We start from the raw sequence: 19,298 nt of genomic DNA on the forward strand, positions 1-19,298 counted from the left end.
GCGCATCGATGAAGAAGCCAAGACTTGTGGTGATCGGCAACGGCATGGCGGGCATGCGCACGCTGGAAGAGCTGCTGAAGCTGGTGCCGGACATGTACGACATCACCGTGTTCGGTGCCGAGCCGTATCCGAACTACAACCGCATCCTGCTCTCGCCGGTACTGGCGGGCGAGCAGAACTTCGACGACATCGTGCTCAATCCGACGGCCTGGTACGCGGAGAACGGCATCGAGCTGCATCTGGGCAAGGAAGTGGAGCGGATCGACCGCGTGCGCCGGCGCGTCATCACCACCGACGGCACCGAGGCCGAGTACGACCGCCTGCTGCTGGCCACCGGCTCGCTGCCGATCGTGCTGCCGATTCCCGGCAAGGAACTGCAAGGCGTCATCAGCTACCGCAACATCCACGACACCCGTGCCATGATCGAAACGGCCAAGGTGAAGAAACACGCCGTGGTGATCGGCGGCGGTTTGCTTGGACTGGAAGCGGCGAACGGCTTGAAGCAGCGCGGCATGGACGTGACCGTGGTGCATCTGGCCGGCTGGCTGCTGGAGCGCCAGCTCGACCCCGCGGCTGGGCAGCTACTGGAGAAGTCGCTGCACGAGCGCGGCCTGAAATTTCGCCTCAACACCTCGACCACCGAACTGCTCGGCAACGAGAACGGTGAAGTGCGTGCGGTGAAGTTCTCCGATGGCAGCGAGGCGCCCGCCGATCTGGTCGTGATGGCGATCGGCATCCGTCCCAATGCGCAGCTGGCGCAGGCATCGGGCATCTATTGCAACCGCGGCGTCGTGGTCAACGATTCGCTGCAGACCTACGACCCGCGCGTGTACGCCGTCGGCGAATGCGCCACCCATCGCGGCATCACCTACGGCCTGGTCGCGCCGCTGTTCGAGCAGGCCAAGGTCTGCGCGAATCATCTTGCGCATTACGGCATCGGCATCTATGGCGGTTCGGTGTCCTCGACCAAGCTCAAAGTGACCGGCATCGATCTGTTCTCCGCCGGCGACTTCATGGGGGGCGACGGCAGCGAGGAGATCGTGTTGTCCGATCCAGCCGGCGGCGTCTACAAGAAACTGGTGATCAAGGAGGACAAACTCGTTGGCGCCTGCCTCTACGGCGACACCGGCGACGGCGGCTGGTACTTCAAGCTGCTGAAGGATGGCGGTCGCATCGAAGGCCTGCGCGACCGGTTGATGTTCGGCGAAAAGGCGATCGGCGATGCCGGCACCGCCGGCCAGAACCGTGCCGCGTCGATGGCCGATGCCGACGAGGTGTGCGGCTGCAACGGCGTGTGCAAGGGCGTGATCGTCAAGGCGATCAACGAACAAGGCCTGTTCACCATCGACGAGGTGAAAAAACAGACCAAAGCCTCGAGTTCCTGCGGCTCCTGCACCGGGCTGGTGGAACAGATCCTGATGAATTGCCTTGGATCGAATTTCCAGGAGACGCCCAAGACCAAGGCCGTGTGCGGATGCACCTCGCACACGCACGCGGACTTACGCAAGGCGATCCGCGAGCATCATCTCGTCTCGCACCGGCAGGTTTACGACTTCATGGAATGGCGCACGCCCAACGGCTGCGCGACCTGCCGTCCCGCGATCAACTATTACCTGATCTCGACCTGGCCGCGCGAGGCGGTGGACGATCCGCAGTCGCGCTTCATCAACGAACGCGCGCACGCCAACATCCAGAAGGACGGCACTTTCTCGGTGGTGCCGCAGATCAAGGGGGGCGTGACCAACTCCGACGAGCTGCGCCGCATTGCCGATGTCGCCGACAAGTACGCGGTGCCGATGGTCAAGATCACCGGTGGTCAGCGCATCGATCTGCTGGGTGTGAAGAAGGAGGACCTGGTCGATGTCTGGCGCGATCTCGGCATGAAATCCGGACATGCCTACGGCAAGTCGATCCGCACGGTGAAGACCTGCGTCGGCAGCGAGTTTTGCCGCTTCGGCACGCAGAACAGCACGCAGATGGGCATCGAGCTGGAAACCATGCTCGCCAATATGTGGAGCCCGCATAAGGTAAAGCTCGCCGTCTCCGGTTGTCCGCGCAACTGCGCCGAATCCGGCATCAAGGACGTGGGCATCATCGCAGTCGATTCGGGTTGGGAAATCCATATCGGCGGCAACGGCGGCATCAAGACCGAGGTCGCCAAGTTCCTGACGAAGGTGAAGACCGGCGAGGAAGTGCGCGAAACCACCGGCGCCTTCCTGCAGCTGTATCGCGAAGAGGCTTATTACCTCGACCGCACTGTGCATTACCTCGATCGCGTCGGCATGGATTACATCCGCCAGCGTGTCGTGGACGATGCGGCCAATCGCAAGGCGTTGTACGAGCGCTTGCTGTACGCGCTGGAAGGCCTGCCCGATCCGTGGGAGGCGCGCGTGCGGCAGGAGCGTCGTCCGCGCGAGTACGAGCCGCTGCGCATTCCGGCGCAGCTGGTCGAAGCGGAGAGCTGAGCCATGGCCGCCATCATGGAACGCCCCGTCACCTGGTTGCATGTCTGCGGACTCGATGATGTTCCGGTGCTCGGCGCGCGCGTACTCCGGCGCGAGGGCGCCGACGACATCGCGCTGTTCCGCACCACCAACGATCGCGTGTTCGCGCTGCGCGATCGCTGTCCGCACAAGGGCGGGCCGCTGTCGCAGGGCATCGTCGCGGGCGACACGGTGACTTGCCCGTTGCATGGCTGGAACATCGCGCTCGCCAGCGGCGAAGCCTGCGCGCCGGACGTGGGCTGTGCGCACCGCTTCGATGTGCGCGTGGAGAACGGCGAGGTCTGGATCGCGCTCGAAGGTGACGGCTGATGGACGGCTCCGTGTCGCCGACACGCCGCACGCGGCCCCGCTCCACTTGCTGCTACTGCGGTGTGGGCTGCGGTGTGCTGATCGATGCCGAGCACGACACAACTGGCAGCCGCATCGTCGGCGTCGAGGGCGATCCGGAGCATCCCGCCAACCACGGCCGCCTGTGCACGAAAGGCCGCATGCTGGCGGAGACCACGCGAAGCATGCAGGGGCGCGTGCTGGCGCCGGAGTTGCGCGCGCTGCGTCATGAGCCGCGTCGCCGTGTCGATTGGGCGGTGGCGCTGGACACGGTCGCGGATCGTCTGGCCGACATCGTCCATCAGCACGGACCGGACGCGGTGGCCTTCTATCTCTCCGGGCAATTGCTTACCGAGGATTACTACGTCTTCAACAAGCTGGCCAAAGGGTTGCTCGGTACCAACAACGTCGACACCAATTCGCGCCTGTGCATGTCGAGCGCGGTGGCCGGCTACAAGCTCGCGCTCGGCGCGGACGGCCCGCCGACTTGCTACGAGGATCTCGAACTGGCGAAGACCGTGCTGTTCGCCGGCAGCAACATGGCGTATGCGCATCCGGTGCTGCTGCGCCGGCTTGAGGATGCGCGCAAGCAGGATTCGAATATCCGCTGGATCGTGATCGATCCGCGCCGCACAGACACGGCGGCCATGGCCGATCTGCATCTGGCGATCCAGCCGGGCACCGATGTGGCGCTATTCAACGGCATGCTGCATCACCTGATCTGGGAAGACCTGATCGATCGCGATTTCCTCACGCGCCATACCTCGGGGTTCGACGAACTCAAATCGCTGCTGCGCGACTACACGCCGCGCATGGCGGCGGAACTGTGCGGCATCGACGTCGCCGACCTGATCCAGGCCGCGGAATGGTTCGGCCGCAGTCCGGCGACACTGTCGCTGTACTGCATGGGCCTGAACCAGTCTGTGCACGGCACCGACAAGAACCTCGCCCTGATCCATCTGCATCTGGCGACCGGACAGATCGGCAAGCCCGGCGCGGGGCCGTTCTCGCTGACCGGACAACCCAACGCGATGGGCGGACGCGAGGTGGGCGGCATGGCGACGATGCTCGCCGCGCATCGCGAGATCGAATCCGCGGAGGATCGTGCGGAGGTAGAGCGCCTGTGGGGACTTCCTGCGCACACGTTGTCGCCGAAACCCGGTTTGCCCGCGGTCGCCCTGTTCGATGCCTTGCGCAGTGGCAAGGTCAAAGCCGTCTGGATCGCCTGCACCAACCCCGTGCATTCGCTGCCCGACATCGGCCACGTGCGTGAAGCCTTGCAACGCGCCGAACTGGTGATCGTGCAGGAAGCGTTCCACAACACCGACACGGTGCCTTATGCGGACGTGCTGCTGCCGGCGACCACCTGGGGCGAGAAGGAAGGCACCGTCACCAACTCCGAGCGGCGCATCTCGCGCGTGCGCGCGGCCGTGTCCGCGCCGGGGCAGGCGAAACCCGATTGGTGGATCGGCAATGAGGTCGCGCGCCGTCTGGAAGCGCGTTTGGGGCCGCCGGGCGTCGCGCCGTTGTTCGACTTCGACGCGCCGGCCGCGATCTTCGACGAGCACCGGCGCCTCACCGTCGATCGTGATCTGGACATCGGGGGGCTTGATTACGCGCGATTGGATACGGATGGCCCGCAGCAATGGCCGTTCCCGGCAAACGCCGATCACGGACAAGCGCGACGTTACACGGATGGCGTCTTCGCGACGGCCGATGGCCGCGCGCGCTTCCATGCGACGCCCTACCGGCCCGTCGCGGAAGCCACGTCGGCGCATTACCCATTGCGTCTTCTCACCGGCCGCCTGCGCGATCAGTGGCATGGCATGTCGCGCACCGGTCGTGTGCCGGGACTGTTCGCGCACAGCGCGCGGCCGGAGCTGCGCATGCATCCGCAAGATGCCGCGCGGCGCGGACTGGTCAATGGCGAACTGGTCCGCGTGATCGGAAAACGCGGACAGTTGGTGCTCCCGCTGCAGCTTTCCGACGAAGTCGGTTCCGGCACGGTATTTGCCGCCATGCATTGGAGCGGACAATTCCTGTCCAGCGGCGGCATCAACGAACTCACCCAGCCGGCGGTGGACGCGCGCTCGCAGCAACCGGAACTGAAGCACGCCGCCGTGCGCGTGGAGAAAGCCGAATTCGGCTGGCATCTGCTGGCGGCGCGGCGCGGTGACGTGCTGGCCTTGCAGGCGGCCGTGCAACCGTTACTGAAGGCGCGCGGTTTCGCCGAGATCAGCTTCGCGACGGAGCCCGGTGCCGCAAACGATATCGCCTGGCTGACGTTGCGCGCGGCGTGCACGGAAGCTCCTCCGTCCGATTGGCTGGATGCATTGACGCAGGCCATGGCGCTGCTGCCCGGCGCCGACGCCGTCGAATACCGCGATGCGCAGCGTGGCCTGCTCAAGCGCGTGATCTGGCGCGGTGGTGCGAGCGAAAGCCATCTCGACGGCCTGCTGTTGACCGACACGCAACCTCTCAATGGTGAGGTGTTGCTGGAACGCGCTCTCTCCGGACGCCCATGGCACGGCTCGCGGCTGGCCGTGTTCGCGCAGTCCGGCGAAAGTGCGGTGCGCGATGCCCTGGTGTGCAACTGCATGCAGATCGGTGAATCGGCGATTCGTGCGCAGGTCGCGCAGGGCGCCGGAGTGCAGGAGCTTCAACAACGTCTGGGCTGCGGAACCGTCTGCGGCTCCTGTCTGCCGCAGCTGGCGCAGCTGTGCCGGCAACCGCAACGCGCGTGAGGTGATCGATGACAAGAGACGAAGGAGTTTCCATGCGCAACGCTCGTTCTTCTTTCCGCGCGAAAAGCCCGGTCGTTCTGCTGTCGGCGGGTCCGGGCGATCCGGAACTGCTGACGCTCAAGGCCGCCAAAGCCCTCGCGGCGGCCGAGGTGCTGCTGCTGGACGATCTGGTGCATCCCGGCATCGTGGAACTGGCGCCACAGGCGCGCATACTCCGCGTCGGCAAGCGCGGCGGTTGTCGTTCGACGCCACAGGCGTTCATCTGTCGCCTGATGCGGCGCTATGCCTCGCAAGGCGTTCGCGTGGTGCGGGTGAAGGGCGGCGACGCGTTGCTGTTCGGTCGCGCCGGCGAAGAAATCAGCTTCCTGCGACAGGCCGGCATCGAGGTGGAGATCATCAACGGCATCAGCGCTGGATTCGCGGCGGCGGCGAGTCTCGGCATGTCGCTGACGCATCGCGATCATTGCCACGGAGTCACCTTCGTGACGGCGCACACGCAGGATCACGGCGAGCCGGATTGGGCCGCGTTGTCGGCCACCGGAACCACGCTGGTGATCTACATGGGCATGACGCGACTGCAGTCGCTGACGACGGTATTGTTGCGCCACTTGCCGGCGAATACCCCGGCCGCGATCGTGCAATCGGCAAGCCTGCCCAACGAAGGCCGGTTGCTGACGACGCTGGGGCAACTGCTCGACAAGGCAGGCGAAGCGCATCTGGGTAGCCCGGGCGTGATCCTGGTCGGAGTCGCGCTGGCCGAGGCGTGCATTCCGTTCGCACTTCCCTCGCTTCCGGTGGAACAGGAATTCGCCGCCACTTCGCTATCGCATTCTTGAAGCGGACGCGTGCCGGATCTGGATGACGGCGACGCATCCGATCAGGACGATTGCCAGCCCGGCGTCGAGCAGAATGAAGGCGTGAATGCGAAGTGATATGTGGGCAAACGGTGCGTAGAGGTAATGTCCCAGCACCAACAGGCTGGCCAGCGCGTAGAGATGCAGCAGCGCGCAGCCGAGATGCACTGACCCGTGCCGCAATAGCGCATAACCCAACACCGCCAGCGGCGTCATCAACCACCAGAAGCCATCGATGATGCGCGTATTGATCCACGGTGGTTCCGGATACTCGTGGAAGAACAGCACGTTGTCGCCGTAGTGCAGGATGCTCGCCGCGATGTTGGCGACAAGCAACCAGAACAGGCGACGGTGATGCCGAGCTGATGGAGCGCCCTCGTCAGGCAGCGCGTGCATTGGACCGCAGGAACCAGGCCAGCGTTTCGTCCCAGAGCGATTGCGCCTGCGGACGGAAATAGCCGAAATGCCCGATCGTGCCCAGGCCGTCGCGCGGATCGAGATCGACCGTTTCCACCGGTGCGTTGCGATAGCCCTGCATGAAGGCATCGCGCGAGCGTGGTGGCGCCCACGCGTCGTCGAGCGCGTTGGCGGCGATGATGGGCGTGTGCACGCGAGGGAACTGGTACGTCAGTTCGGCCGCATCCGGATCGTCGAAGAAGTAATGCGGGAATTCGCACCAGCGCCGCCACTGCCGGTACACGCCCATCGGCAGGTTCTCGCCCATGCCCAGCAGTTTCGACGGCATGTAGCCTTTCCATCGCGTCAGCAGCGGCAGGAGCACTTTCCACGCAAACCGCACGCGCAATCCTTCGAGCCGCGGCATCCAGCCATGCCAGCCCGCGCCGACGCCGTACACGTAGAACCGTTCCACGCGTGCGTGATTGGGCAACAGGCCGAACGCGTGTCCGCCGAAAGAGTGGCCGACCATGTACAGCGGCGTGTTGCCATCGCTCATCGCATCGACGGCGGCGGCCAGATCGAGTCGGCCCCAATCGGTGTAGGACGCCTGGAAGCCTTTGAGCGTCCTGGGTTTGGACAGGCCGATGCCGCGGTAATCGAACGTCAGCACGGTGAAACCCTGTGCGGCGGCATATTCGGCGAAGCGGCGATAAAACCTCTGCGGCGTGCCGGTGGCGCCGGCGACGATCAGATGTCCACGCGAAGCATGTGGCGGGTCGTATCGAAGTGCCGCGAGCCGATAACCGTCGGTCGTGGTCAGCGTCATCGGTTCGGCGGTTTGCGGGGCGCTCATGTGGAACCTTCCTTCAGGGCGAGTTCCGAGCGCACCAGCGCGAGCAGCATGGTCGTGGTGTCATGCATCGGCGTCGCGTTGCCCGACACGCGCGCCTGGATGAGCGCGCCTTCGTAAGCGGAGACGATCAGCGCCGACAGCTGCTGCGCGCGCGGCGCGGCGATGCCGGCATCCGTCAGCAGCGCCGCGAGTTGCCCGCGGATTTCGCCGAACGCCGAAGTCAGCGCTTCGCGAAGTATCAGATCCTCGGAAGTCGATTCCAGGGAAACCGTGGCCAGTGGGCATCCGCGTTCGAAGCTGCTTTGTTCCAGCTGCTTCTGCGCGGCGCCGAACCAGGCTTCGAGGATTTCGACCAGGCCATTCCGCGTCTCGGCCAGGCGCGCGAAACCTGTCTGCATCCTGGCGACGGCGTTCACGATGGCCGCGACCGCCAACTCTGTCTTGCCGCCCGGAAAGTGGTGGTACAGCACGCCCTTGGGTGCCTGGGCCTCGGTGAGGATGTCGTTCACACCCACGCCGTGGAAGCCCCGCCGCTGCAGGGCGTCGGCCATGGCGGAGACCAGGCGGTCGCGGGTGTTGCGGAAATTGTCGTCGCGCATGCGCCAACTCTATAGACCGGTCGGTCTATTGGCAAGACATGGCACCCAGCGGCGGCCCCGTCGCGGGAATGGGTTGTCATGGGGGGCCAGCAAAAAAGAACGCCCCTCGAAAGGGGCGTTCTGATGGGGATGGAACAGGGGAACCCGGGATCAGCCGGTCTTCAGCGTCAGGTTGTAGGCGTTGAGGATCGGATTGATCGGTTGGAAGTAGCTGTTGCCGCCGCCGTCCCGGCCTTGCCTGCCCTTGCAGCTGCCGCTGCCGCCGGACAGCACGCCCTGGGCCTGGCCGGTCGAGGTGGTGATGAAGGAACCGCCCGAGTCGCCACCTTCCGAGCAGGCGGTGGTCCGGGTCAGGTTTTGAATGGTTTCACCGCTCACGTAGGTCACGGTCACGTTCTTGGCCGCGATCGCGCCACAGTGCCAGCCGGAGGTGCGGCCCGAACGGCACAACGTGGCGCCAACCGCCGCTTCGGTGCTGCCTTTCACGGTGACATCGCCATTGCCATAGCCATAGACCGTCGGCGACAGCGTGTGCGTGCTGTCCACCTTGACCCAGGCGTAGTCGGGACCCGATTGGCCGGGCGCCGGGAAGTTGGAAGCGGCGAACGAACCGACCTTCACGCCCAGCACCCACTGCGAGGCTTCGTTGTAGACGATCTCGCCCGCGGTGCCGCAATGGCCGGCGGTCGCGAAGCCCAGTGTGGTCCCCTGGGTAACTGGGAAGCCGACGGAGCAGGCGTAGAGATAGCCGTCGCCGGGATCACGCAGATATCCCCTGCCGCCCTGCACCGCGAGCCGCAGTTCCGGCGCCTCTTGCATGGTCTCGAAACGCACGGCGCTGGCATCGGCGCCGCTGCGGGCGACGAAGTCGATACCGGCTTTCTCGGCACCCACGCCCACGCTCACCACCACGGTGTTGCTGGGGACATCGACATACCAGGCGTAGACGCCCTTGGGAACCTTGGTGCCGCGAGCGAATTGATCATCCAGCTGCGCCTTCGATGCCTTCAGCGAGGCGAGGCTGTGCTTGGCCTGGCGGATTTCGACACCCGCGGTCGCCTTCTGCTGACTAAACGACGTGGTGCCCACCACCAGCTGGAAACTGCCGTCGGTTTTACGCTCGATCCAGCTGCCGGCGAAGTTCCGGCCCTGCTGCTTCTCGAGCGCCTTCTGCTGCTGATCCGCGAGGCGTTCGACTTTCAGATACTGCGATACCTGGCTTGCCGTCAGGCCGAGATCACGTTGCATGGCCTGCCTCAGCGCCGGATCGACCGTGTCGCTTGCCGCGAGTGCCTGGAACGCGGTGCCGGCCATCACCACCGCCGTGGCGAGTGGAGCCAGGATCATGCGTCGCGGGGAGTGGCCGTACTTGGACAGAGAACTCTGCATCTCACTAGCCTCCTCAAGGGGTTATGTCTTTTTGTCGGTTGGGCAAGGATCCGGCGGCTGCGCCGCAAGTCGTCGTTGCACCAAACCTTCAAACGTCATCTCGACGGTTCCCCCTACCCTGAAACTGAGAGGGCCGTCATCCCGCTGGATACGGCTAGAACACGAATTGCTTAAAACACGATTGTTTAAAGCGTGATTGTTTAAAACGTGAATCGTTAAGGCGCCTTGTTCGGGATGCTCGGAACCGGTTCGGGAAATCCCAAGGAAACCGCATCCAGGTCCAGCCAATCCGGATTCATCTGGTCGATCAGCCGCCGCTGCCAGCGATGCGGCCATTTGCGAATCTCCTCGGCCCGGGCGCGGGCCGTCGCTTCGCAATCACATTGCTCGTACCAGACCAGGATCGCGGCTTCACGGATGGCGTGCCGCGCCAGCGTGCGCTGGTGGATGATCTCCCTCGACTTCAAATGCGCGGCGCCGATGCTGGTCGTCACATCGATGTAGAACGGCTCGCGGCGTGCATGCGCCAGCATGTAGACGAGCGTCATGGGCCAGCGTTCGCTCATGGCTATGCCGACATCTTCGGTCCGGACTTGGAAGGATCGTCCTGGTTTCGCGTCAGATCCTGTCGCTGCGCAAGTTCCCGCTCCTGGGAGAGGACCTGATTGGCGGCCAGCAATTTCGCATCCGACTGTTCGACCGGCGTGCGCACTGCTTCCTCGGCGGAAACGAAGGCGCGCTTATGGGATTCGCTCTCCGGCCGTCCCTCGACCGCGAAGACATTGCCGTTCTTGCCCATGATGACGTGATCGACGCGATTCAGCGCGTAGCTCGACAGCGATTTGTCGGCCGCATCGGGATACGCCTCCCGATTGTCCTTGCAAGCCGCGAGCAGGCTGCGGCTGACGCGCTCGCTCATCTCGTCGTAGGGTTTGCCAAGACCTTCATCGATCTTGCGCACGCCGGTGCGGATCTGTCCCAGCATCGTGTGATCCGGGTGATCAGGATCAGCAGGGCTACGCGGCTGCGTGGCCGGCGCATCGGGGCGGGGTTCCACCGAAGCATGCGATGGATTGAGCGTTTTCTGCTGTTGGCGATATGTCGCATCCAGTTCCTGCTTGATCGCGCCTTCGGCCTTGTTGTCCCAAATCATCCCGCGACTCGTCCATTGCCCGTCGGCGCCGCGCTCGTAGGCGTCGCCGTCCGAGGCGATCAGGCGGCCGGGATGGCGGATCGCATCCGTCACCGCCTCGGGCACCTTGCCGTGACGCGACCAGCCGTACTGATCGTAGGCGGCTTGATAATGCGTCGCGATCGCGGCCGGAGTTTGAGCTGCATTCCGGGCCGTGATCGCTTGCGACTGGCGCTCGAATTCGGCCGCTTGCGCGGGCGTGGCCTGCTCGCGTTCCATCTTGGGAATGAGTTGGAATTCGCTCAAGGGCGCGGCATCGGTCAGTACGCGGCTCCATGTTCCGTTCTGGGCGTCTCGCGTCCAGTTGCTTGCATGCCAGCCTGGCTTGTCCTGTTCGCTGGGCAGCGTGTACGGATCGCGGGCCTTGGGCGGCGCCGACAACGCCAGCTCGGTGGCGCGATTGGAGGCCTTGTAGTTGAGTTCATCGGCCAGCGCCGGATCCGCATGCAGCGCCTGCGGTTTGTAGACCGGCACGCCCTGGCTGTAGCGCATGGCATCCAGGTCGAGTTCCCGCCGCGTCCAGCCTTGATTCGGATGCTTGGGATCGAAGGTCCAGGTGTTGCCCTGCTTGTCGGACTGGTTGTTGATGCGGTGCTGATCGATCCACTGCGCGAATTTGTCGCCGCCGATCGCACCGGCGATGCCGCCGATCGCGCCGCCGATGATCGCGCCCGGTCCGGTTTCGGACGTGGCCAGCGCGCCGGCGGCGGTGCCCAGCGCCATGCCGCCGAAAACACCGACATTGCGCGAAACGGTGCCGACGATTTTTGATTCCGCGCCGAAGGCATTGCCTTGTCCGTACAGGCGCGAGGCATCGCGGTACGTGGTCGTGACGTCGTAAGTGACTCCGGCGGCGGCAACGACCACGCCCGCGCCCTTGGCGATCGTGCCTGGGCGCAGACCGCGGCCTGCTTCGGCGGCCAGCGTCGATTCGCTGGCCGACACGGCACCGGCGCCTTTGGGCGAAACGAGTCCTGAGGCACCCGGAAGCACCTTCGGCGCCGTCCGCGCAGCGATGGCGGCTTCATCTTGCGCGACTTGCACGGCCATGCCGATATCGGCGCGCACCACGGTGCTGGATGACGACAGATTGGCGGCGGGAGTGAACTTGCTGGCGTCGACACCCATGGCGCCGGCGAATTCCCGCGACAGCGTCACGGTAGCTTCCGTGTTAGTGAACGTGCCGGGTGCCTTGTAAATGCCGCGCGGAGCGGCCTCAACAAATTGCGACTGGACTGGATTTAGCAGCGCCTGTGTGCCGTCCTTCGCCGCGATGTCGCGCAGCTGCGCCACGTGTTGCCCACCAAGCGTCTTGACGTCAGGGTTGTTCAGGATGGTCGGCAGTTCAACCTGGCCGAACACTCGCTCCATGTTGGCGGCGGTAGCGACCAGCTTGATGTCGCCGCGCATAGAGGCGGCGAATTCGCGGGAAGCATCGCCCCAGAGGCAGCCATCCAGCGAGGTGAGCGAATTGGCGACGGCCTTGGAATCACCATATAGAAAACTCGGGGCAAGCTTTCTTGCGGCCTCAACGGTCTGTCCCTCGGACTGGAAAATCCTCTCTGCGGATTTTTTTATCGCCTGTTCAACATTCTTGTCTGAAAGGAATTCCGCGCGCGGTGTCTTATTGATGATTGGAAGACCAGTCTTCTCCGCAAGCTCGAGGGCGATCGCCTGGGAACTCACGCCACCGACCTGGCGACTATAGAGAATGCCGCCCTCACCGGTTGCCTTGGCCGAGAACTGCCGCGCGATCTCGCGGATTTCCTCTAGGGATTTCGCCTGCCGGATTTGATCGATTTGAGTGGAGTAGTCGGTCATTGCGCTGCTCCAATGCGATCCGAACTCACGAGCATCCACCCATCCTTAAACGTTATCTTCCCCATGAAGTGGGAGGTATCTGTCTGAGTCAGGTGAAAGGGTGGGTCCTCGAATTCAAGGCCGGCCTGGACGAGTTGGATCACCAAGGTCTGGGCAATAGCTTCTTCTTCGGGCGTGAACACTTCGCGCACCTCGGTTCCTGGCATGCCGACGTCTTCGCCTCGTCCATAGCCGAAGGCATCGATCACGATGTTGTAATCGTTATGGTTGTCCAAAAACGCGCTATCGATCTGGCCGAAGTATTCGTGTCCGCGCAGTTCCAAAACGAATGTCTCGCGTCCTTCCTCGTCCCAGCAGCGGTAACCGCCCGCGAACCGTGCGCGTCCCTCGGGAAACTGGACCCAATCGAATGTTTGACTCACTTGCAATTCTCCAATTTAGATAACACGTGCCCTTGACATGATCGCGGGAGCGTCAACCCGTGAGTGGTGCAGCAATCTGGGTGGGATAATCGGTCATTACGCTGTTCCGATGCGATCTGAGCTGACAAGCAACCATCCGTCCTGAAACGTTATCTTCCCCATGAAATGGGATGTGTCCGTCTGGTCCAGGACGGTAGGCGGATCTTCGAACTCGAGCCCGGCTTGAACGAGCTGGAGCACTAGGGATCGGGCATTGATCTCTTCCTCGTGCGTGAAAACTCCGCGCACGTCGGTTCCCGGCATGCCGACGTCTTCTCCTCTCCCGTAGCCGAAGGCGTCAATGACGATGTTGTAGTCGTTCTGGTTATCCAGATATGACCTTTTGATCTCGCCGAAGTATTCGTGTCCGCGTATTTCCAAAGCAAAAGTCTTGCGGCCCTGCTCGTCCCAGCAGCGTCGCGTGCCCGAAAACCTCGCTGGTCCTTCAGGGAACTGTATCCAGCCGAATGTCTGCTGGCTCACTTCCTAATTCTCCAATTCGAACGTCTGTGTGCTCGCGGCGCGGCCGCCATCCTTCGATGAATGTTGATGGGCTGGTTGTAATTGTCGGGCGCGCGGACGTGAAGCAACACGCGGCTGCTTTGAAAAAAGTTGGGGTCTCGAGGGCTCATCAGCTGTCCTTGCCAGAGTCGGTATCATCCTAACCCATACAACGATGAAGAGGCCGCCAAGGACGCCGCGAACGCAATGGGACCGTCAGCCCGACCATCCGCTGGCCTCAGCTTCTATTTGCGCTTCGCAGTGGCCGCACTGGCAGGCGCGCTGTACATGAGCGCATGCGAGATTTCGTCCGCGGCGGCGCGCACGGCATGAAGCGCATTCTCCGCGCTCACCTGTTCGGGACGGCGTTCGATGTAAGGCACGGTCAGTGTGTAAGTGGCGTGCCGGTGCTGCATGATCGGCGCGGTCAGATCGACGACGCCGACCACCGCTTCGCTCGGCTGCATCGCGTAACCCTGTTCGCGCGCCTTGCGTGCCGCGTCGAGGAAGGCGGCGCGGTCGTAGGGCACATCGCTCGCGTCGATCATCTTCAGCCAGCGCTCGCGCACATCTTCGAGCTGGAAGGCGAACAGCACCAGGCCGGAAGTGGAATGGGTGAGCGGGCGCCGGTGGCCGGGCCGTACCACCAGGCCGAGGTCGCTGGGGACGTCGATCTGGGCGATGACGACGATCTGGTCCTCCGACGGCGCGACCAGATGACAGGGCTGACGGATCTCGTCGGCCAGGCGCCGCATCACCGGCAGGGCGACTTCGGTGACGTTCTGCACCTGCGGCTGCTGCATGCCGAGCATGAACAGGCGATTGGTCAGCACGTAGCCGTCGCCCGACTTGGCCAGGTAGCCGCGTTCCTCCAGCACCTGCAGCATGCGGAAGATCTCGCTGCGGGAGCGGCCGATGCCCTCGGAAATTTCCCCCATGGATCGGGGGCTGGCGTCCCGGGCCAGCAGTTCCAGGATGTCCAGGCCCTTGTCCAGGGCGGGGGCGCGGTATTTGGAGGGGGGCTTGGTCATGGGATCGGCGTTGTTTGCAGCAAGGGTACAGGCATCGACCGTGTCGGAAGCGCGTCCAGGCGCCCGCCAGCCGAACTTATATTCATATTTGAATATATTTTTTATATTTGCATTGATTCGGCGGTGGCCGTAAGCTCGACGATGCCATTGATGAGAGTCGCAGCGCGTATGCCTTGGGAGGGGCAGAGGCATGCACGACAGCACCGAAACAAGTCCAGCCGCTCCCGGTTCGCTGGCGCGGACAGTCTGGGTCCCGCTGGCCCTGATCGTCAGCCTCTTCTTCCTCTGGGGCATGGCGAACAATTTGAACGACATCTTGATCAAGCAGTTCAAGAAGGCGTTCGAGCTGTCGGACTTCCAGGCCGGGCTGGTGCAGAGCGCGTTCTATCTCGGCTATTTCCTGTTCGCGATTCCCGCCGGCATGTTCATGCGCCGCTACAGCTACAAGGCGGCGGTGTTGCTCGGATTGCTGTTGTACGCGGTGGGCGCGTATCTGTTCTATCCGGCGGCGGCGGTGCATACCTATGAATTCTTCCTGCTCGCGTTGTTCGTCATCGCCAGCGGCCTGGCCTTTCTGGAGACCGCGGCCAATCCGCTGGTGACGGTGCTGGGGTCGGCGGAAGGCGCGGCGCGGCGTCTGAACCTCGCGCAGGCCTTCAACCCGCTCGGATCGATCACCGGCGTGCTGGTGGGACAGCATTTCATCTTCTCCGGCATCGAACACAGCGCCGGCGAGATCGCCGCGATGACACCGCAGGGGCGCGAAGCCTTCTACGCCGCCGAATCGGCCGCGGTGCAGACGCCCTATCTCGTCATCGGCACGATCGTGCTGCTGTGGGCGTTGTTGATCGCGTTGACGCGTTTTCCCGCCGCGGCCCTGCGCGGTGCCGCCGATGCGGGAAGCGGGTCGGCACATTTCCGTCATCTCCTGGCAAGGCCGCGCTTCGTGCTGGCGGTGGTGGCACAGTTCTTCTATGTCGGTGCGCAGGTGGGCATCTGGAGCTATCTGATCCGCTACGTGCAGGACGGTGTTCCGGGCACGACGGAGAAGGCCGCCGCCAGTTATCTCACGATGTCGCTGGTGCTGTTCATGGTCGGGCGTTTTCTTGGCGCATTCCTGCTGCGTTATTTCGCACCGGCGCGATTGCTGGCCACGTTCGCGATCATCAATCTGCTGCTGTGCGTGCTGTCCATCGCCGCGCCGGGCGCGATCGGGCTGTATGGCCTGGTCGCCAGCAGTCTGTTCATGTCGGTGATGTTTCCGACGATCTTCGCGCTGGGCCTGGATGGCTTGAACGATGACGAGCGCAAGCTGGGCTCGTCGCTGATCGTGATGGCGATCATCGGTGGCGCGATCCTCACCGCGCTCATGGGCGCCGTCTCGGATCGCATGGGCATCCATTGGGCATTCTCGGTGCCGGCGATGTGTTTCGTTGTCATCCTCTTCTTCGCGATCCGTGCCGGCGCGAGCACAGTGGCACGGACCTCCCCTTCCCGGAGTTAGACGCATGCCGCGGCTTTGCTACGCGCTGGATCTGCACGACGACGCGGCCATGATCGCCGAGTACGAACGCTGGCATCAGGCCGAGAACGTGTGGCCGGAGATCGTCGAGTCGATCGTGTCGGCCGGAATTCGCGATCTGGAAATCCACCGCGTCGGTGATCGCCTGGTGCTGATCATGGACGTCGATGATAACTACGACCCGGCCGCCAAGGCCGCCGCCGATGCGGCCAACCCGCACGTGCGCACCTGGGAAGACCTGATGTGGCGGTTCCAGAAGCCGATTCCCGGCACGCCGGCCGGTGAGAAATGGCGTGCGATGCAGCGTATCTTCTCGCTGGCCCAGACACGTGCAGAGCACGCGTCCGCGGTGCATGCGCAAGCCGAGTCGTAGGGCGACATACCCGCAACAATCCCGCAGGAATCATGACGATGAATCTGCTTCGGAAGATGTCCCGATTCGCGTTCGTGCTGATGCTGGCCTGCGCCGGCGTTGCGCAGGCGGCCAACAACGAAGCCCGCATGCGCGCGCAGGCCGATGCGGTGCAATGGTTCGAAGACGCGCGCTTCGGCCTGTTCATCCACTGGGGCGTGTACAGCGTGCCGGGGCGCGGCGAGTGGGTGATGGAGAACGAAAAGATTCCGATCGTCGAGTACGAGAAATTCGCCACGAAATTCGATCCGGAAAAATTCGACGCGAAGGCCATCGTCGACCTGGCCAAGCGTGCCGGCATGAAGTACATCACCATCACCAGCAAGCATCACGACGGCTTCGCGATGTGGCCGACGAAGCAATCGCGCTGGAACATCACCGATGCCACGAAATTCAAGCGCGATCCGCTTAAAGAGTTGGCCGACGAGGCGCATCGCCAGGGCATCAAGCTGTTCTTCTACTACTCGCAGCTGGATTGGCATCACCCGGATTTCTCGCCACTGGGCAGAACCGGTCACGCAACAGGCCGGAAGGCGGGCGGCGACTTCAACCGCTATCTGGATTACATGGATGCGCAACTGACCGAGCTGCTCACGAATTACGGTGAGATCGGCGGCATCTGGTTCGATGGCATGTGGGACAAGCCCGACGCCAACTGGCGGCTCGGCCGCACCTACGATCTCATCCATCGACTGCAGCCGGCGGCGCTGGTCGGCAGCAATCACCACAAGACGCCCTATCCAGGCGAAGACTTCCAGATGTTCGAGAAGGATCTGCCCGGCGCGAATACGGCAGGCTTCAATACCGCGCACATCAGCAAATTGCCGCTGGAAGCCTGCGACACCATCAACGGTGCCTGGGGTTACAACGCCAAGGATCACAGCTACAAGAGTTCGAAGGAACTGATCCGCTTCCTCGTGCGCGCAGCCGGCTCGGGATCGAACTTCCTGCTCAACATCGGCCCGACGCCGGAAGGCACGGTGCAGCCGGAGTTCGTCGAACGCCTGGAACAGGTGGGACGCTGGATGCAGGTCAACGGCGCCTCGATCTACGGCACGCGTGCAGGTCCGGTGCCACCGCGTCCGTGGGGCGTCACGACCGAAGCGAAGGACGGCACGGTGTATGTGCACGTACTGGAGTGGCAGGATGACTATTTGTTGCTGCCGCCGCTGCAGGATGTCGCCTCGGCCAGTGCATTCGGCAGCGGCGAGGCGCTGGAGTTGAAGCGTTTGCCGGAAGGATTGATCGTGAAGCTGCCGGCAGCGAGTGCCGATCAGCCGGATCGCATCGTGGTGCTCAAGCGGAGCGCGCAGCCAGTGGCGGCCACATCGGAAACTAGCACGCATCAGGATTAGAGCGCTTTAGATTCAAGCGACAACTAACGTCCGTCGTCCCGGCGAAAGCCGGGATCCGTTTTGATCTTTCCTGCAATCCGCGCAAAAGCAACATGGATCCCAGCTTTCGCCGGGACGACGCGTGTAGAGTGTCGAGCTAAAACTGTTGGAAGCCGAAACCGGCCCGGACAGATTCCGTATCGCGCACTCAGCGCGCCAGCAATTCGCGACCGGCCTGCCGCACGTCGGTACAACCGGTGAGCGTCATCGCCACTTCCAGCTCAGCACGCAGCGTGGCCAGCATTTCCGCCACGCCCGCCTGGCCGCCGGCACCCAGCGCATAGGCCCAGGCCTTGCCGACCAGGCAGGCATCGGCGCCCGACGCCAGCGCACGCAGCACGTCCAGACCGGAGCGAATGCCGCCGTCCATCAACACCGGAATGCGGCCCGCGACTTCCTCCGCGATCGCCGGTAACGCGGAGATGCTGGAAGGCACGCCGTCGAGCTGACGCCCGCCATGGTTCGACACCACGATGCCGTCCACGCCGGCATCGAGCGCCGCGCGCGCGTCCTCGCGATCGAGCAGGCCCTTGATCACGATCGGCCCGTTCCAGCGCTCGCGCACCCAGGCCACGTCCTTCCAGGTCACGCTGGCGTCTAGATTCGACTTGATCCACGCCGCGAATCCGCCCACGCCGCCGGCCGCCACTTCCGGTGGCAGATTGCCGAATCCGTGCGGCCCGCCGCGCAACTGCACATCCCACAGCCAGGCCGGATGCGTGAGCCCTTGCCAGGCGCGCATCCACTGTCCGCGCCAGCCGGTGGGTCCGGACATGCCCGAACGCAGGTCGCGATAGCGCGCGCCGGCAACCGGCAGATCGACCGTGAGCAGCAGGACAGGACTGGCCGCTGCCTGCGCGCGTCGCAACATCTCCGCGCAGAATCCGCGATCACGCACCATGTAGAGCTGGTACCACACTGGCGCGCCGCCATTGCGGGTCACTTCCTCCAGGCCGCAGATGCTCAGCGTGGACAGGCAGAACGGCACGCCGGCCGCATGCGCCGCGCGCGCGGCCTGTACTTCGCCGCGGCGCGCGTACATGCCGGAGAAACCGACGGGCGCCAGCGCGAGGGGCATCGACAGCGCCTGCCCGAACAATGACGTGTGTGTCGACAACGCGGAGACATCGACCATCACGCGCTGCCGCAGCGCGAGCGCATCCAGGTCCGTGGCATTGCGGCGGATGGTGACCTCGGCATAGGCGCCGCCGTCGATGTAGTCGAACAGCAGGCGCGGAAGGCGTCGTCGCGCGGCTTCGCGAAGATCGGTGACAGGGCGTCCCATGCGGCGGCTC

17 protein-coding genes are annotated in these 19,298 nt (G+C 63.9%); 7 read left to right on the plus strand and 10 right to left on the minus strand.

From position 1 onward, the window contains the following. Nucleotides 1–8: 8 nt before the first annotated feature. Genes nirB through cobA form a run of 4 tightly spaced genes read left to right on the plus strand, consistent with a single transcriptional unit; the run spans nucleotide 9 to nucleotide 6,411 of the window. On the plus strand, nucleotides 9–2,465 hold the full coding sequence (gene nirB / locus AC1RNP_RS02220; RefSeq protein ID WP_493049585.1) for a nitrite reductase large subunit NirB: 2,457 nt from the start codon (nucleotides 9–11) through the stop codon (nucleotides 2,463–2,465). 3 nt (nucleotides 2,466–2,468) lie between these two features. Beyond that, a complete protein-coding gene (nirD, locus tag AC1RNP_RS02225; RefSeq protein WP_493049586.1) occupies nucleotides 2,469–2,813 on the plus strand; it encodes a nitrite reductase small subunit NirD in 345 nt (114 codons plus the stop codon). After that, entirely contained in the window at nucleotides 2,813–5,575 is a 2,763-nt protein-coding gene (locus AC1RNP_RS02230) for a nitrate reductase (RefSeq protein WP_493049587.1), read from the plus strand. The genes nirD and AC1RNP_RS02230 overlap by 1 nt, the downstream gene beginning before the upstream one ends. 32 nt (nucleotides 5,576–5,607) lie before the next feature. After that, a complete protein-coding gene (cobA, locus tag AC1RNP_RS02235; protein WP_493049588.1) occupies nucleotides 5,608–6,411 on the plus strand; it encodes a uroporphyrinogen-III C-methyltransferase in 804 nt (267 codons plus the stop codon). Here cobA and AC1RNP_RS02240 read toward each other — a convergent pair. From AC1RNP_RS02240 to AC1RNP_RS02280, 9 genes are all read right to left on the minus strand, one after another. Next, nucleotides 6,397–6,825: a hypothetical protein gene (locus tag AC1RNP_RS02240; RefSeq protein ID WP_493049589.1), complete on the minus strand. Its 429-nt coding sequence runs from the start codon at nucleotides 6,823–6,825 to the stop codon at nucleotides 6,397–6,399. The genes cobA and AC1RNP_RS02240 overlap by 15 nt on opposite strands. Next, a complete protein-coding gene (locus AC1RNP_RS02245) occupies nucleotides 6,809–7,681 on the minus strand; it encodes an alpha/beta hydrolase family protein (RefSeq protein WP_493049590.1) in 873 nt (290 codons plus the stop codon). Before AC1RNP_RS02245 ends, AC1RNP_RS02240 begins: the two co-directional genes overlap by 17 nt. Next, on the minus strand, nucleotides 7,678–8,280 hold the full coding sequence (locus tag AC1RNP_RS02250; RefSeq protein WP_493049591.1) for a TetR/AcrR family transcriptional regulator: 603 nt from the start codon (nucleotides 8,278–8,280) through the stop codon (nucleotides 7,678–7,680). The genes AC1RNP_RS02245 and AC1RNP_RS02250 overlap by 4 nt, the downstream gene beginning before the upstream one ends. 150 nt (nucleotides 8,281–8,430) lie before the next feature. Beyond that, on the minus strand, nucleotides 8,431–9,669 hold the full coding sequence (locus tag AC1RNP_RS02255; protein ID WP_493049592.1) for a S1 family peptidase: 1,239 nt from the start codon (nucleotides 9,667–9,669) through the stop codon (nucleotides 8,431–8,433). Between the two features lie 215 nt (nucleotides 9,670–9,884). Next, the gene (locus AC1RNP_RS02260; protein WP_493049593.1) at nucleotides 9,885–10,235 is read right to left on the minus strand and encodes a GIY-YIG nuclease family protein; all 351 of its coding nucleotides are present in this window, start codon (nucleotides 10,233–10,235) and stop codon (nucleotides 9,885–9,887) included. A 2-nt stretch (nucleotides 10,236–10,237) separates the two neighbouring features. Continuing rightward, the gene (locus tag AC1RNP_RS02265) at nucleotides 10,238–12,682 is read right to left on the minus strand and encodes an XVIPCD domain-containing protein (RefSeq protein ID WP_493049594.1); all 2,445 of its coding nucleotides are present in this window, start codon (nucleotides 12,680–12,682) and stop codon (nucleotides 10,238–10,240) included. Continuing rightward, the gene (locus AC1RNP_RS02270; protein ID WP_493049596.1) at nucleotides 12,679–13,104 is read right to left on the minus strand and encodes a hypothetical protein; all 426 of its coding nucleotides are present in this window, start codon (nucleotides 13,102–13,104) and stop codon (nucleotides 12,679–12,681) included. Before AC1RNP_RS02270 ends, AC1RNP_RS02265 begins: the two co-directional genes overlap by 4 nt. Before the next feature lie 96 nt (nucleotides 13,105–13,200). Beyond that, nucleotides 13,201–13,626 (minus strand): hypothetical protein, encoded by a 426-nt coding sequence (locus AC1RNP_RS02275; RefSeq protein WP_493049598.1) that lies wholly within the window; start codon nucleotides 13,624–13,626, stop codon nucleotides 13,201–13,203. Nucleotides 13,627–13,889: 263 nt separating this feature from the next. Continuing rightward, nucleotides 13,890–14,675, minus strand: coding sequence for an IclR family transcriptional regulator (locus AC1RNP_RS02280; protein WP_493049599.1), 786 nt, complete (start codon nucleotides 14,673–14,675; stop codon nucleotides 13,890–13,892). Between the two features lie 190 nt (nucleotides 14,676–14,865). Here AC1RNP_RS02280 and fucP point away from each other — a divergent pair, with 190 nt between their 5' ends. The 3 genes from fucP to AC1RNP_RS02295 are packed head-to-tail and all read left to right on the plus strand — an operon-like array spanning nucleotide 14,866 to nucleotide 17,964. Then, a complete protein-coding gene (fucP, locus tag AC1RNP_RS02285) occupies nucleotides 14,866–16,179 on the plus strand; it encodes an L-fucose:H+ symporter permease (RefSeq protein ID WP_493049600.1) in 1,314 nt (437 codons plus the stop codon). 4 nt (nucleotides 16,180–16,183) lie between these two features. After that, nucleotides 16,184–16,570 carry an L-rhamnose mutarotase gene (locus AC1RNP_RS02290; protein WP_493049601.1) on the plus strand — a complete coding sequence of 129 codons (387 nt, stop codon included), beginning with the start codon at nucleotides 16,184–16,186 and terminating at the stop codon, nucleotides 16,568–16,570. Nucleotides 16,571–16,608: 38 nt separating this feature from the next. Next, nucleotides 16,609–17,964 (plus strand): alpha-L-fucosidase, encoded by a 1,356-nt coding sequence (locus AC1RNP_RS02295; RefSeq protein ID WP_493049603.1) that lies wholly within the window; start codon nucleotides 16,609–16,611, stop codon nucleotides 17,962–17,964. Nucleotides 17,965–18,151: 187 nt separating this feature from the next. Here AC1RNP_RS02295 and AC1RNP_RS02300 read toward each other — a convergent pair whose 3' ends face one another. Continuing rightward, on the minus strand, nucleotides 18,152–19,288 hold the full coding sequence (locus tag AC1RNP_RS02300; protein WP_493049604.1) for an L-lactate dehydrogenase: 1,137 nt from the start codon (nucleotides 19,286–19,288) through the stop codon (nucleotides 18,152–18,154). Between the last annotated feature and the right edge of the window lie 10 nt (nucleotides 19,289–19,298).

The sequence above is a fragment of the Luteimonas sp. GW821-FHT14E02 genome (assembly GCF_058803905.1).

Coding starts and splice junctions, on each gene's coding strand:
- nirB (WP_493049585.1), top strand. CDS start 9: ATGAAGAAGCCAAGACTTGTGGTGATCGGCAACGGCATGGCGGGCATG.
- nirD (WP_493049586.1), top strand. CDS start 2,469: ATGGCCGCCATCATGGAACGCCCCGTCACCTGGTTGCATGTCTGCGGA.
- AC1RNP_RS02230 (WP_493049587.1), top strand. CDS start 2,813: ATGGACGGCTCCGTGTCGCCGACACGCCGCACGCGGCCCCGCTCCACT.
- cobA (WP_493049588.1), top strand. CDS start 5,608: ATGCGCAACGCTCGTTCTTCTTTCCGCGCGAAAAGCCCGGTCGTTCTG.
- AC1RNP_RS02240 (WP_493049589.1), bottom strand. CDS start 6,825: ATGCACGCGCTGCCTGACGAGGGCGCTCCATCAGCTCGGCATCACCGT.
- AC1RNP_RS02245 (WP_493049590.1), bottom strand. CDS start 7,681: ATGAGCGCCCCGCAAACCGCCGAACCGATGACGCTGACCACGACCGAC.
- AC1RNP_RS02250 (WP_493049591.1), bottom strand. CDS start 8,280: ATGCGCGACGACAATTTCCGCAACACCCGCGACCGCCTGGTCTCCGCC.
- AC1RNP_RS02255 (WP_493049592.1), bottom strand. CDS start 9,669: ATGCAGAGTTCTCTGTCCAAGTACGGCCACTCCCCGCGACGCATGATC.
- AC1RNP_RS02260 (WP_493049593.1), bottom strand. CDS start 10,235: ATGAGCGAACGCTGGCCCATGACGCTCGTCTACATGCTGGCGCATGCA.
- AC1RNP_RS02265 (WP_493049594.1), bottom strand. CDS start 12,682: ATGACCGACTACTCCACTCAAATCGATCAAATCCGGCAGGCGAAATCC.
- AC1RNP_RS02280 (WP_493049599.1), bottom strand. CDS start 14,675: ATGACCAAGCCCCCCTCCAAATACCGCGCCCCCGCCCTGGACAAGGGC.
- fucP (WP_493049600.1), top strand. CDS start 14,866: ATGCACGACAGCACCGAAACAAGTCCAGCCGCTCCCGGTTCGCTGGCG.
- AC1RNP_RS02290 (WP_493049601.1), top strand. CDS start 16,184: ATGCCGCGGCTTTGCTACGCGCTGGATCTGCACGACGACGCGGCCATG.
- AC1RNP_RS02295 (WP_493049603.1), top strand. CDS start 16,609: ATGAATCTGCTTCGGAAGATGTCCCGATTCGCGTTCGTGCTGATGCTG.
- AC1RNP_RS02300 (WP_493049604.1), bottom strand. CDS start 19,288: ATGGGACGCCCTGTCACCGATCTTCGCGAAGCCGCGCGACGACGCCTT.